This is a genomic window from Mesorhizobium sp. B2-3-10 (assembly GCF_006442275.1).
GTDB lineage: Bacteria > Pseudomonadota > Alphaproteobacteria > Rhizobiales > Rhizobiaceae > Mesorhizobium > Mesorhizobium australicum.
Window position 1 is genome coordinate 196973 of the sequence record NZ_VFVT01000004.1, and the last position, 13191, is coordinate 210163.

Sequence of the window (13191 nt, forward strand, 5' to 3'; positions counted from 1 at the left end):
CGTCGCCGCCAATCATTAAATCGCTTGCAGAATGCCGCTCATCTTGGACACCGCGGTCTCAAGAGGGGCGCGGTTGTCACTGGGAACCGAGGCTTCGATTCTCCGGTAGGTGGCGAGGGCCTGACCGACGACCTGGTCCATATTGTAGTAGCGGTAGGTAGCCAGCCTGCCGACGAACCAGACGTCTTCCGTGGTACGCGCCAGGGCCTCGTACCTCCGATAGCGATCGGCGTTCTCCGCCGTCGGTACGGGGTAATAGGGGTCGCCGTCCGCCGTTGGGTATTCAAAGGTCAAACTGGTCCAGGGATGCTGCTGACCCGTTAGGTGCTTGTACTCAGTGACGCGCGTGTAGTCGTGCTCCATCGGGTAGTTCACGACGGCCACCGGCTGGTGCCATTCCTTTTGCAGCGTCTTGTGCTCGAAGCGCAGCGAGCGATAGGGCAGCCGGCCGTAGCAGTAGCCGAAATACTCGTCGACCGGTCCCGTGAAGATCAGCCGCTTGTAGGCGAACTCTTCGCGCATCTGCGAATAGTCGGTCTTGAGCATGACCTGGATGTTCGGGTGATGAAGCATGCGCTCGAACATGCGAGTATAGCCGGCGGCAGGCATGTACTGAAGCTTGTCAGTGAAATAGCGGTCGTCGCGATTGGTCCGGGTCGGCACGCGCGCGGTCACCGACTTGTCCAGTTCCGAGGGGTCGACGCCCCATTGCTTGCGGGTATAACCGCGGAAGAATTTCTCGTAGAGCTCACGCCCGACACGACTCACCACCACGTCTTCGGACGATCTGATTTCCTCGACCGGCTCGGCGCGCGCAGCGAACCACTCCTCGAGCTGCTCCGGCGTCAGATCCAGCCCGTACAGTGTGTTGATCGTTTCGAGATTGATCGGGACCGGCACCAGCTTCTTGTCGACTTCGGCCAGGACCCTGTGCTCATACGGACGCCATTCGGTGAACTGCGAAAGATGATCGAAGACCTGCTCGGAGTTGGTGTGGAAGATGTGTGGTCCATATTTATGGATCAGCAGGCCGGCCTCATCGTAGCAGTCATAGGCATTGCCGCCGACATGCGGACGCCGGTCGACCACGAGGACCCGGTCTCCCCGCTGGGAGGCGAGGCGCTCGGCGAGCACACTCCCGGCAAAGCCGGCGCCGACAACCAGCCAATCAAACATAGCTGCTCTCCGACGCATGTATCGCTTGGGGACCGGACGTGCGCCGCTCTCGCGTCTCCGTGATAAGCGAAAGCATTTCCTGCCAGGTCGACCTCCAGGACATGCCCGACAGGTGTCGATCCACCTTTCGCAGCCACTCGTCCTTCGGGCGAGCTAGCAGATGTTCGGCACGCTCTATGAATTTCTCCGCAGTATCCGCGATTTCGACCAGGCCGAGCTGTCCGTACGGCCGCACAACATCCCGGACCGAGGTCGAAATCACCGGTACGCCGGCGGCGAGGAATTCCGGGGTCTTGGTCGGGCTGATGAACTGGGTCGACTCGTTCCTGGCGAACGGCATGATGCCGACGTCCCACCCGGACAGATAATGAGGAAGCTGCTTGTAATCCCTGCCGCCCAGCCAGTGAACGTTCGGCCGGCGGGGAAGGTCTGCCGGGTCGATCTTGACCACCGGGCCGATCATCACGAACTGCCAATCCGGCCGCAAGGCTGCCATGCGATCCACCAGGTCCAGATCCATGCGCTCGTCGATGACGCCGAAGAAACCAAGCCTGGGGCCGGGGATCCTGTCCTGATCGAGAGACGGCGTACCGGCAAGGCGGGCCTTGCCGAAATGAGCCTTGTCGATGCTGCTTGGAAATGGGTGGATGTTGCGATGACGATGCTGCTTGGCCTCATAAAGGCTCTGACCACCGGTGAAGACGACATCGGCGCGCCTGAGAAGTTCGCGCTCCAGCGCCATCATCCGGGGCGGCGCCGCGCGGAAGCTCGAAAGCTCATCCATGTTGTCGTAGACGCAAAGCTCAGCGGAAATGTGCCGGCTGAGAGGCAGGGCCATGGGCGTATAGTACCACAGCAGTGCCGGCGTTGCTTCGAGGCTTTCCACTAAGCCGTCAACCAGCTTGCGTTGCGCACGCGTGATCTGCGGTCCGTTGAGATGTCTGGGAATGTGCGGCACGACCACTGTCACCCCGTCAGTGCTCGTATAGCTTTTCTGGTAGGCAGTGGTTTCTTCCGTAAAAATCGGCTCTTCGAAGAAAAATACATCGTAGCATTGGCTTGCCTGGGTTAGAATGTGCTGCGGTCTTTGAAAAACGAAGTTCCATCTAAGGTGAGAGAAGCACAATAAGCTTCTGCGGATTTGTGGCAGCCTGTGGTTGTTTTTACGCTGAAGATCGATATCCATCTTGGTCCTTAGAAATATTATGAGAGGCGTTCAGTGCCAGCCAAACCTCGCCGTCGCGCGGATGTTCCGCACGATGTATTAAATGATGCTGGTAGTGATGTTGAATTATGGTTTGCGGCCGGCATACCGCGCCGGCAGCTCTATCTCCTGACGTGCTGAGGTGGTACTCACAGAGCGGCCCCGGCCGAACGTCCCATGCAGCCGTTCGCCCGTGTTCAGGCGAGGCATCGAGCCGTAAAACGTCCAGCGCCCATAAAACATGTTCGCTCAGTCCCTCCGGATGAACTCGCCGAACAATAGCAAGCGTTGCGGCGGCGGGTGTACTGCAGGCAGAGCGAGGGGCAGAGCCAACAATAAGGGTAGCAACCCAGCTGATCTGGACGCCAAGCAAACACGCGCAAGTGGCTGCAGTACACCGGCGTTGGAGCGCTGCCCTGAGATAATCCTGGCGCGACCGTCACGCCGGATGCAGACACTGCGGTGCTACCGCTCCGGCACCGCGGAGGTTTGTGGATGGTTGCGTGCCGCGTCCGCGATTTCTGGAATGAACTTCGTGTCGTCGGGTCGTGTCCCATCGGGTGGTGTAGCTCGGCGGTTACGAAGCCACTCACGAGCGCGCCGTTAGTAGCGCTGTAGCGAGTGAGCGGCGTGTCGGTGGTCATCGGCGCTTTCCGGTAGAGTTTGGTTGTTGACACCAACCCCACTTTGGAAGGACCACCGATGACCGACGACATGATGAACCTGCGCACGCTCGTGGAGAAGACCCCGGATGCCGATCTGCTGCGGGAGATGATCGGCTTTGCCGCCGAGCGGCTGATGGAAATGGAGGTTGGGGCTGCCACCGGAGTGGCTATGGCGAGAAGAACCCGCTGCGGCTCGCCCAGCGCAATGGCTACCGCGACCGGGACTGGGAGACGCGGGCCGGCACGGTCGAGCTGCGCATCCCGAAGCTCAGGAAGGGAAGCTACCTCCCGGGTTTCCTCGAACGCGCCGCATGGCCGAGAAGGCGCTGACCGCCGTTATCCAGGAAGCTTGTGTGCAAGGCATCTCGACCCGATCGGTTGACGACCTGGTCAAGGCCATGGGGATGAGCGGCATCTCCAAGAGCCAGGTCTCGCGGCTGTGCGAGGAGATCTACGGCAAGGTGAAGGCCTTCCTCGAGCGGCCGATCGAGGGCGATGGTCGGAGCGCGTACGGAACGTCAATAAGGCTCCGGCTGTGGCGCGCACAATCACGAACCCTCGACCATTCCGACACATCGAAGACACTATGACGCTGCCGGAGGAGGAACTTAGCGGCGAGGTTGCAGTTCGGCCCGGGGACCTGAAGTCCTGAGGCCTAAGTGAGCAGCAGAAAGACCATGCCCGTACGATCATCCGGCATTAAACTGGCTCCGTCGGACACCTGCCTGAGTTCCGCCGCCGCGTTGCTCCTGTTGTTTTCTATCAGTCTCGCCCAAAGCTGGGCAGCGCTTGCCGGGGACACGGACACCGCGCTCATCAACTGGGCAAGAGCGAAGACCCTTCTTGTCGAGCAACTCGACCGGGAGCCGCGATCGGTAGATGCCCAGTTCAATGAGCCGACCCTGATCAGTCGCGCCGTGACACCGGTCGTTGCGCCATCAGCCTACGAGCGCGCGCGGAATGCGGCGACTAGCGACTTATACGTGCAGATATATGGGCGGCCGTCGCTTAAGAGCTTCCTCTGGACGGGTGTCGAATCCGGCAATCCCTTGACCCGCGACGAAAGCTACCGCTGGGATTCCCTCGACGACCAAGGCCTCTTTGACCACGAGCGGCGGCGTGTCCTAGCTGCCCGTCTGCTCTATCTCGGGATCCTGAACGTCAGGCTTGGCCTCTCGAACCACTTGATTGATCCGGAGCGGGACGAGACCTGGCTGGCGCATGACGGGCTGATCGACGACCTCGACCGCGCCGGCCTGCGGGTCAGCCTCGACCTGCACCATTTCGGCATCGAGGATCGGTTCCGGGTCGCCGGACCGGACGGTCGCACCCAGGGCCGGGCCAGCTCAGTCAGGAGTGGCCAGCCTATTTCGCCGCCTTCTCGCGGGCGGCGATCAATCGCTATGGCCCAAGGATCAAGGCAGTGACCTTGATCAACGAGCCGGAGACGACCATCGGCTTCAACAGCGAGATGTGGAACGGGGCATTTCCGCGTTGGCAAAGCCCGTTGCACACCACCTACTACATCGAGCGTGCCGTGCAGGTCGCCAAGGCCGCCGTGCTGGCGCGGCTTGCCATAGAGGAGGAACTGGCGCCAAGCAAACGGCGCATGCTTTACATCCACCCCGAGGCAGCGGTCTTCAAGCCAGGATGGGATGAGTTCAACCGGCACATACGCTTTTTCGGCAGCGACCTGATTCTTGGAGAGGACTGGCTGCTCGAAGCGGATTTCGAAAAGCTGGAGCTAATGACGCCCGCCGAGCACCTCGCGAAATGGAACGCGACCGCGCCCTCGTCGCGCACATCCCTGGATTGGGCCATCAAGCATTATCTCGACGGCAGCCCGGCGACCGGCCGGCCGCTGCCGGACAGCCTGCAGCGGGTCCTGCATATGCTGAAGGAAGTCCAGGACCTGCATCGAAAACTAAACAGGGAGTTCAAGGTAACGATGAAGAGGGACACCGTTTTCGGGGTCGACTATTACGCTCACAACGAGGACTTCGACACGAAAGGAAAACACCTCAGTGCCGAGCCCCAGAATTATGCCGGCGAGGTCAGTTCAGGCGCGCGCGCGGGCCTCGAGGCGGTGATCACCGACTACTACAATCGCTACCACCTGCCTATGATGGTCACCGAAACCGGAACGCCCTATTTCAACTATGGCGCGCGCTGGCACCAGGAGATGCTGCTGGAATGCGCTGCGGCTGCATCGGCTGGCGTCCCGTTGCTTGCTTACTCCATCTACCCGCTGCTCGATAGCTGGGGGTGGGAAACAGCCCTGTCGGTGTCCAGGCCGCAAACCCTCCTCAACCCCTCCGGCATTTTCACGCTGGCTCTTGAACCACGACCGTTTGCCGGGCGTCTCCTGACATCGCTGAAGGCTGGTTTTCAACCCTGAGCGCAGCCCGGTGAGCCCCGAACGCACGCGCTATAATCTCATGGTGGCGCGCGGACAATGCCGGGGAGGGCGCCCGCATCCCTGGCAACGCCTCTCTCGGGGTTGGCTGTTCCGCGACGGGCGACGATGGTGAACCCGGTTCAACCCGTTCCTCGGCGATCAGCCTGGCGCCGCAACGCCTCGCCGGTATCCACCCGGCGTGCCAGTGCCCTGCCGAGGTGCTCGCCCTCCTGCTTGGCGCCCTGTGAAAGGTCCGGCAATGGCTGGCCGTTCTCGTCGAGGAACAGCGCCACGTCGCCAAGCGCGAAGACGTCGGAACGGCCGATTACCTGCAGGTCGGATGCAACCTTCACCCGGCCGCCGCGGTCGAGCCCGACACCAAGCCGGGCCGCCAGCGGCGAAGCGGCCACTCCGCGGCCCAGAGCGTCAAGGCCACCGGGATGACCTTGCCGCCTACCGTGATCTTCTGTGCTTCGACCGCCTCGACGCGATTGCCGAGGGCGACCTCGACGCCGAGCCTTTCCAGGCGCAGAATCCGCCAGCTGCAGACGGTCGCCGGCTTCGGCGAGTATGATGCTTGTCTTCTCCGGCCGGATGTTACGGAAGTCGCGCGCCAGGGTGTGCCGGCTGAGTTCTGCGATCGAGCCCGCGAGTTCCACGCCGGTCGGGCCGCCTCCGATGATGGCGATCGTCATTAGCCGGGATTGCTCGACTGGATAGGTTATCCGTTCCGCAAGCTCGAACGACAGCAGCAATCGCGACCCGATCGTGCGGGCATCCTCGATGGTCTTCAAGCCCGGACAACCCGAGCCCAGCTGTCCTGGCCGACATAAAACGGCTGCGAACCGGTTGCCAGGACCAGTATGTATAGGGAACCGGGTTCCATCGGCCAGCACAAGCATCCCGCCCTCGGTGCCGATCCCAGCGACATCGCCGAAGAGGAACTGAACCGAGGGACAGCGGCCCAGTATCTTGCGGATTGGCTCGGCGATGTCAGGCGCCGACAGGGCGGCGGTTGCAACGTGATAGAGCAAGGGCTGGAACAGGTGGTGATTGTGGCGGTCGATGATCGTCACCCCCGATCTCCGCCTTCCGAGCGCCTTGGCAACCTTCAGACCGGCAAAGCCACTGCCGACCACGACGATGCGCGAATTCAAGATTCGCCCATGCCTGCTCTTGGCGAGTTGCATGCTTGATGCTCCTGTCCGGTTCGAAAGTCATAGGCTGTCAGGTATGGCTCGCAGCGATCTGAAGTCAGGGCTCGCTCCGGCGGGATCGGTCCAGGCGAGGCATCCGGTAATAATTGGCGTCGTGCTGACGACTAGGGCGCCGCGCACGTAAAGGATCACCAACCCGCGCCACGAGACGCGGTCGACCGCCCAGACGGTGCCGCTGCCGTCGACCCATTTCAGACGGGCGTCGGCGACTTGAATGGCCCGCATCATCGTCGCTGGTTCCATGCCGCCCCGAAAGACGATGACCGAATTGGCGGCACCGTTGAAGAGCGGGCCGGCGCCCGCTGCCAATCCTGCAAGCAAGACGATGCTGGTAAGCGCTGCCGACGCGCCGCGTGCCGGTCCGCCGCGGTTGGGCAGCACCACCACCATAAGAAGGGGCACAATGCCGAAGATGACGAGCCACGCCATATCCCAGGCGAGCGGCATGTCGCTGTTCATCTTGATCCGATGCAGCCCTAGCAGCCAATGGAACAAAACGGCATCAAAAATATGCCAGACGCCGAACCCGACCAAGGCAACCCGCAGGATCTCAGTCGTGGTCCCAGGCCGCGCGCCGGCCGCCCTCGCGGCCACAAGCAGCACTGCGCCGGCCACCGCGAGCACATACATGAAAAGGTGAAAGAGGCCGTCGGCCATGATCTGGAAGCGCAGGTTGGAGCCCGCCGGGTCGGCGAGGCCCGAGAGAAGATGATGCCATTGCAGGATCTGATGCAGGACGATGCCGTCGAGAAACCCACCGAGCGCGAAGCCGAGCAGCAGCCACCCTGCTCGGATTCTCCGATCGAACGTCTCGGTAATCGCATCCATGTCAGGACCACTGCCTCCAGGCCGGGGTGGGCCGTCGCGTAGGCGTGGACTGGTCTAGCGTGGGGTCGTGGAGGCCGTGACGCGCCTCGATCGAGAAGGCGGATATCAGCCCACCAACCACCGTCGTCAGAACCATTGCCGCAGCAATTATCGCCAGCATGAATGCTGATCCTCCTCCGCAGGGTGATGCTGCGCTGAGCCAAACCATGGCTTCCGTTGAATGTTCCAGACGCAGGTCTGTGGGGGGAACATTCAACTGCCAGCACGGTTCGGGTGCTGGTTGACGGACGGCCCAAGCGGAGACGGTCATGAGTGAACATATCGCAACAGATCTGGGCAGTCGCGACGACCACAAGCCAAGCGGCATCACCCGGTGGCTGTTCTCGACCAACCACAAGGACATCGGTACACTCTATCTGATCTTCGCTTTCCTCGCGGGCGTCATTGGTATGCTTTTGTCGGTGAGCATGCGGATTGAGCTGCAGCAACCCGGGATCCAGTTTTTCCCCGGACTGGCGTCGATGATCTACGGCTATCAAGGCGACGAGGCCATCGATGCGGGCAAGCAACTCTATAACGTCTTCACGACGGCCCACGCGCTGATCATGATCTTCTACACCGTAATGCCCGCCCTGATCGGCGGCTTCGCCAACTGGATGGTTCCGATCATGATCGGCGCCCCCGACATGGCGTTCCCACGTATGAACAACGTTTCGTTCTGGCTGCTGCCACCGGCATTCATGCTGCTTTTGTTGTCGATCTTCGTGCCCAGCGTGCCGGGCGGCTATGGCTCCGGGACCGGCTGGTTTCTCTACCCGCCACTGTCGACCTCCGGCCATCCCGGTCCCGCGGTCGATCTGGTTATCTTGTCGCTGCACATTGCGGGTGCCTCTTCTATACTGGGGGCTATCAATTTTATTACGACCATCTTCAACATGCGCGCGCCGGGGATGACGCTGCACAAGATGCCCCTGTTTGTGTGGTCGATCCTCATCACCGGCTTTCTGCTGCTGCTAGCTCTGCCGGTGTTGGCCGGCGCCATCACCATGCTCCTGACCGACCGCAATTTCGGAACCACGTTCTTCGCGCCGGACGGCGGAGGCGACCCGCTGCTTTACCAGCATCTCTTCTGGTTCTTCGGCCATCCGGAAGTGTACATCATGATCCTGCCCGCCTTCGGCATCGTAAGTCAGGTGATCTCGACTTTCTCGCGAAGGCCGATCTTCGGGTATCTCGGGATGGTATACGCAATCGTGGCGATCGGGGCGATCGGCTTCGTCGTCTGGGCACACCACATGTACACAAGCGGAATAGGCCTCGACACTCAGCGCTACTTCACCTTCGCGACAATGGTGATCGCAGTGCCGACCGGGATAAAAGTGTTCTCCTGGATCGCGACTATGTGGGGCGGTTCAGTCAGCCTGCGGACGCCGATGCTCTGGGCGCTCGGCTTCATATTCCTCTTTACTGTTGGCGGGGTGACGGGCGTCCAACTCGCAAATGCCGGCCTCGACCGTGAATTGCACGACACATATTTTGTCGTCGCGCATTTCCACTACATACTTTCACTCGGAGCGATCTTCGGCATATTCGCGGGCTGGTATTACTGGTTCCCGAAAATGACGGGATATCTGTACAACCCACTTGTAGCCGGAATCCATTTCTGGACGACCTTCGTCGGTGTCAACCTCGTCTTCTTCCCCCATCACTTCCTTGGCCTGGCGAGCATGCCGCGTCGCTATATCGACTATCCCGACGCATTCGCCGGCTGGAACATGATTTCATCGTACGGATCATATTTGTCGGCCGCGAGTGTCGTGGTTTTCCTCTTCGGCATCTTGGAGGCTTTCTCCCGGCGAAGGGCGGCCGGCATGAACCCATGGGGAGCAGGAGCCACCACATTGGAGTGGGAGTTGCCCTCTCCACCCCCTTTCCATCAATGGGACAAGCTCCCGAGAATCGAATGATGGCGGCTGCCGCGCGCGACAGGTGACGGGACGGTGCTGAGTTGGAAGGCGCGCCGCGCTGGCCGTGATCTTGAAGGGAGAACCTGCGCCTATCGGAAGCTGATCACGAGCACGGCGAAACAGCTGACGAGGGCTACCGCCCAGCAAAACAACCAGTTGGCGATCAGCAGAATCGATTTCAGCACGGTCGCGTGGCAGTAGTCTTCGATGATCGATTGCATGCCCAGCCGCATGTGGATGCAGTTGACCAAAATGAAGGCGATGAGGGCGGGTGCGACATAGATCGACCCGATGACGCGGACGACGACATCTCGAGGCTCTCCGATCAGCCTGATAACGACCGCGACGATGTAAATGACCAGGATCAACAGTGCAGTAGATGTCAGCCGTTCCAGTATGAACGCTTCGGTTCCATGTTTAGCCGATCCAAGGCCCCGCACTCGAGCCAGCGGAGTTCTGATTGAGCGCCTGTCAGCCATATTGCTTCCCGAAAATCACTTGGTGCGTTGCGCATAACCCAAGCCGTTGCTGTCCAACGCCCGATGGGTGCATAGGTTGCAAGCACGCTCTCAAGTCTAGCGAGGCGGGCTTTTTAGGCTGTTAGCTGATACCCTGAACGCCATTCCTGCGACTGCCAGCTTTCCACAACTCGCTTTCAAGCAGCGAGATGCTGAGGCGGACCCGCATCGGTCTGCTTGACCAGCGCGGCCTTCACCGGTTCGACTCTGCACGGCTGTAGTTCCGTTGCCACGGTGGCGCCAAACACAGGAATTTCAGCGAAACTTGGAATGGGGGAGGGGCATCGCCTGATGCGGACGGGCAAAACGAAACCGGGGTCTAGCCCGGAACAAATCATCGACGATCCGGTTCGGCAGGGTCCGACGATGCTCATTCCAAAGTCGGTCATGTTGGCAGACGAAGGGAAGCTGAAGATGTCGAAATCTCTCGACTGCGCCGTTCCGGACAAAGGCAAGATGGAAACCGGCCCGAAAACATCTCCGCAACAGGATCCTGTGGAAGGCTCGCGCGAGACAATCGATCGCGAACTTGAGCGGACTGACGACGAAAACAATTCCGACGAAGCGGAACGCTTGCGCCGAGATCTGCGAAAAGAGGTGGCGGAAGAGACCGACTTGCCCGAACGCGGCTCGGCCTGAGGATCGCCGGAACCTTGCCAAGAGACATTGCGGGCTACCGTGCCCCGATGCTTCCGACGCACAGAACGGCCACTCGACGGTCATGATCACGGCCTAGCCTGTTCTATCAACGTAGGGTCGCCGAGACCAACCCCCTCTGGGACACGACCTCTCGCGGGTCGCATGCCGCCACGGTTTCGGCAACTCTGTCAGGCTGCGCCGGCCTCCCGGCCGCGCTGCGAGCGGGCAAGGTCTCGGGCTACTGCAGCGCCTCGGGGAAAGCCGCTGCGATCGCTGTAGTCGCGTGGCTTAGTTCCGTTGCGTGAGTGGCGCCCGGTCACGCCTTTCGCACCGATGATGTCGAGCAGTGCAAGACCGGCGACCATGGCAAGCGCAAGGCCCACATTGTCGCGCTTTGGGTTGTCATCCCGATACGCCGTCAGCAATGTCGCGATGTCCAGGCCGTCGCCAGCCACCCGACTCCACAACCCGGCCTGCTTGTCCACCGAAAGCGAGAGTATGCCGCTGCTTATTTCTCGCGCCCCATACGCGCGGATCAGCCCTTCCTTGCCGCTCATGCCGAGCGCGCCGGCAATCCGCTCGGCGCCAACCACCTCGACGGCACCCAGCACGATGCTGAACCAGCCGAGCTTGCGGGCAAGGCCGTCGGAGGCGCCGACCACACTCGGCCCAGCCTTCAGCACTTTGGGATCGCCAGGCGATCGGGTGATGTTGGAACCTTTAGCAACCACGGTCATGACGATTTCCTACGGTTTCAGTACAACCTTGATGCAGCTGTCCTGCTTGTCGCGAAACGCCTTGTACATTTCGGGTCCCTGCTCAAGCCCGACGGTATGGGTGATGACGAAGGACGGGTCGATCTGGCCATCTTCGATGCGGCGTAACAGATCCTCGGTCCAACGGTTGACATGGGTCTGCCCCATGCGGAACGTGAGCCCCTTGTTCATTGCCGGTCCCATCGGGAGCTTGTCGACCAGCCCGCTGTAGACGCCGGGGATCGAGATCACGCCGGCCGGCCGGCAGACATAAATCATCTCACGCAGAACGTGCGGTCGATCATTTTCCATCAGCATCAACTGCTTTGCGCGATCGTAGAGGGTATCGGGCTGGGCCAGCGAGACGTGGCTTTCCATGCCGACGCAATCGATGCACTTCTCAGGACCCATCCCACCGGTGAGTTCCTGCAGCCGTTCAACGACACTTTCCTCGGCAAAATTGATGGCTATGGCACCGCCTGCCGCGGCCATCGACAGCCGTTCCGGCAGGCAATCGATCGCCACCACCTGTTTCGCGCCGAGCAGCAGGGCGCTGCGTATCGCCATCTGCCCAACTGGGCCGCAGCCCCACACCGCAACGGTATCGGTGGGCTCTATTTCGCACTGAGCCGCGGCTTGCCATCCTGTGGGAAAGATGTCGCCGAGGAAGAGGACCTGCTCGTCGGTAAGGCTGTCAGGCACCTTCACGTGCGTGGCGTCGGCGAACGGCACCCGCATGTACTCCGCCTGTCCCCCGGGATAGCCGCCGGTCAGATGAGTGTATCCAAACAGACCCGCGGTGGTGTGCCCGAACACCTTGTCACCGAGATTCTTCTTACGGTTCGTGCGTTCGCAAACCGAAAAGTTCTGTCGCTTGCACTGGTCGCACTCACCGCAGATTATGGTGAACGGCACGACGATCCGGTCGCCTTTCTTCAGAGCGCCGTTGACTCCCTTCCCGACCTCCACGACCTCCCCCATCATCTCGTGGCCCATGATGTCGCCGGGCAGCATGGCCGGCACAAAATTATGGTAGAGGTGAAGGTCGGAGCCGCAAATCGCACAACTCGTCACCCTGATGATGGCGTCACGCTCATCCACAATTTCCGGATCGGAAACCTGATCGCAGCGTATGTCTTCCTTGCCGTGCCAGACCAACGCCCGCATAGCTTGCTCCTCTGCCCGCAAGATCTAGGGGTGGGACCTCGCGCCTGTCGTAAGCGGGCCGATGCTTCTTTGGATCGACTGTGTCCGCTGCCTGTCGAACCGCAACGGCGGACCGATGTTCCGGTGCGTGGAGAGAATTTTGGAGCCATTCCAGAGACGATCAGTAACGAGCGCGGTGTCGCGTCCAAGTCGCCACAGCGGGAGCGCTTGGCTGCACACCTACTCAAGCTGTTCATGAACGGCTTAGCTGGGGAGTATGAATTGCTGGACGCCGAGAGAAACAGGGCTCGACATCAGGGCACGACTGTTCCGAAGATCTTTGACGGCGACATTGGGATCAGCGGAGCTGATTTGGCATGAGCCGCATCCATCGCGGTGACTGCTTGGCAATCCAGGGCGTGAACTTTCTTGAAACTACCGTGACACTCAAGACGCGCTTGAGCGTGAGGCAGGCAAGCAGATATTCGTGGACCAGCACCCTGATCAGCGAGCTTTTTGTGTGTTTCCTAGGGTTGAAATTGTCTGATCCTGACAGGCACGCCCTCATCGTGCCGGCTTCTGGCAATGCACCCAAAAATTTGCTCATAGCATCTTGGATGCGCCGCCAGTCTTGTCCGCCAGACAGACCAGCGCGTGGCCAGGTATTCGCGCGTGCAA

The 13191-nt window shown here is 60.9% G+C and carries 11 protein-coding genes and 1 pseudogene; 5 read left to right on the forward strand and 7 right to left on the reverse strand.

What is annotated here, in order from left to right:
• Positions 1-15 precede the first annotated feature (15 nt).
• Both glf and FJ943_RS13665 read right to left on the reverse strand, forming a co-directional pair.
• Positions 16-1176, reverse strand: coding sequence for a UDP-galactopyranose mutase (gene glf, locus FJ943_RS13660; RefSeq protein ID WP_140663645.1), 1161 nt, complete (start codon positions 1174-1176; stop codon positions 16-18).
• The gene (locus tag FJ943_RS13665) at positions 1169-2362 is read right to left on the reverse strand and encodes a glycosyltransferase family 1 protein (protein WP_140722126.1); all 1194 of its coding nucleotides are present in this window, start codon (positions 2360-2362) and stop codon (positions 1169-1171) included. The genes glf and FJ943_RS13665 overlap by 8 nt, the downstream gene beginning before the upstream one ends.
• An 869-nt stretch (positions 2363-3231) precedes the next feature.
• Here FJ943_RS13665 and FJ943_RS13675 point away from each other — a divergent pair.
• The 3 genes and pseudogenes from FJ943_RS13675 to FJ943_RS13685 all read left to right on the forward strand — a co-directional run bounded on the left by FJ943_RS13675 (position 3232) and on the right by FJ943_RS13685 (position 5443).
• Positions 3232-3635, forward strand: a pseudogene (locus FJ943_RS13675) (transposase).
• A gap of 69 nt (positions 3636-3704) precedes the next feature.
• Positions 3705-4472: a hypothetical protein gene (locus FJ943_RS13680; protein ID WP_140722131.1), complete on the forward strand. Its 768-nt coding sequence runs from the start codon at positions 3705-3707 to the stop codon at positions 4470-4472.
• Positions 4469-5443: a hypothetical protein gene (locus FJ943_RS13685; RefSeq protein ID WP_140722134.1), complete on the forward strand. Its 975-nt coding sequence runs from the start codon at positions 4469-4471 to the stop codon at positions 5441-5443. The genes FJ943_RS13680 and FJ943_RS13685 overlap by 4 nt, the downstream gene beginning before the upstream one ends.
• Positions 5444-5583: 140 nt before the next feature.
• On the opposite strand, the gene FJ943_RS13690 is transcribed toward FJ943_RS13685, so the two are convergent.
• Positions 5584-6633, reverse strand: a complete 1050-nt coding sequence (locus FJ943_RS13690; RefSeq protein ID WP_246671870.1) for an FAD-dependent oxidoreductase — start codon at positions 6631-6633, stop codon at positions 5584-5586.
• Positions 6634-6660: 27 nt separating this feature from the next.
• Positions 6661-7488 carry a DUF2243 domain-containing protein gene (locus FJ943_RS13695; protein ID WP_140722136.1) on the reverse strand — a complete coding sequence of 276 codons (828 nt, stop codon included), beginning with the start codon at positions 7486-7488 and terminating at the stop codon, positions 6661-6663.
• Between the two features lie 308 nt (positions 7489-7796).
• On the opposite strand from FJ943_RS13695, the gene ctaD reads away from it, so the two are divergent.
• Positions 7797-9455: a cytochrome c oxidase subunit I gene (ctaD, locus tag FJ943_RS13700; protein ID WP_140722139.1), complete on the forward strand. Its 1659-nt coding sequence runs from the start codon at positions 7797-7799 to the stop codon at positions 9453-9455.
• An 89-nt stretch (positions 9456-9544) separates the two neighbouring features.
• Here the strand turns inward: ctaD and sdhD are convergent, their stop codons facing one another.
• Complete coding sequence (gene sdhD / locus FJ943_RS13705) at positions 9545-9934, reverse strand: succinate dehydrogenase, hydrophobic membrane anchor protein (protein WP_140722142.1); 390 nt, start codon at positions 9932-9934, stop codon at positions 9545-9547.
• Between the two features lie 330 nt (positions 9935-10264).
• Here sdhD and FJ943_RS13710 point away from each other — a divergent pair, with 330 nt between their 5' ends.
• Complete coding sequence (locus FJ943_RS13710; RefSeq protein WP_181174551.1) at positions 10265-10612, forward strand: hypothetical protein; 348 nt, start codon at positions 10265-10267, stop codon at positions 10610-10612.
• Between the two features lie 188 nt (positions 10613-10800).
• Here the strand turns inward: FJ943_RS13710 and FJ943_RS13715 are convergent, their stop codons facing one another.
• Positions 10801-11349, reverse strand: coding sequence for a hypothetical protein (locus FJ943_RS13715; protein ID WP_140722148.1), 549 nt, complete (start codon positions 11347-11349; stop codon positions 10801-10803).
• 9 nt (positions 11350-11358) lie between these two features.
• Positions 11359-12534, reverse strand: coding sequence for a zinc-dependent alcohol dehydrogenase (locus FJ943_RS13720; RefSeq protein WP_140722151.1), 1176 nt, complete (start codon positions 12532-12534; stop codon positions 11359-11361).
• Positions 12535-13191 lie beyond the last annotated feature (657 nt).

What these genes read in the sequence shown, in the direction of transcription:
- FJ943_RS13690 (WP_246671870.1), bottom strand. Translation starts at nt 6,633, where the DNA reads ATGCAACTCGCCAAGAGCAGGCATGGGCGAATCTTGAATTCGCGCATC.
- sdhD (WP_140722142.1), bottom strand. Translation starts at nt 9,934, where the DNA reads ATGGCTGACAGGCGCTCAATCAGAACTCCGCTGGCTCGAGTGCGGGGC.
- FJ943_RS13665 (WP_140722126.1), bottom strand. Translation starts at nt 2,362, where the DNA reads ATGGATATCGATCTTCAGCGTAAAAACAACCACAGGCTGCCACAAATC.
- glf (WP_140663645.1), bottom strand. Translation starts at nt 1,176, where the DNA reads ATGTTTGATTGGCTGGTTGTCGGCGCCGGCTTTGCCGGGAGTGTGCTC.
- ctaD (WP_140722139.1), top strand. Translation starts at nt 7,797, where the DNA reads ATGAGTGAACATATCGCAACAGATCTGGGCAGTCGCGACGACCACAAG.
- FJ943_RS13695 (WP_140722136.1), bottom strand. Translation starts at nt 7,488, where the DNA reads ATGGATGCGATTACCGAGACGTTCGATCGGAGAATCCGAGCAGGGTGG.
- FJ943_RS13710 (WP_181174551.1), top strand. Translation starts at nt 10,265, where the DNA reads ATGCGGACGGGCAAAACGAAACCGGGGTCTAGCCCGGAACAAATCATC.
- FJ943_RS13720 (WP_140722151.1), bottom strand. Translation starts at nt 12,534, where the DNA reads ATGCGGGCGTTGGTCTGGCACGGCAAGGAAGACATACGCTGCGATCAG.
- FJ943_RS13715 (WP_140722148.1), bottom strand. Translation starts at nt 11,349, where the DNA reads ATGACCGTGGTTGCTAAAGGTTCCAACATCACCCGATCGCCTGGCGAT.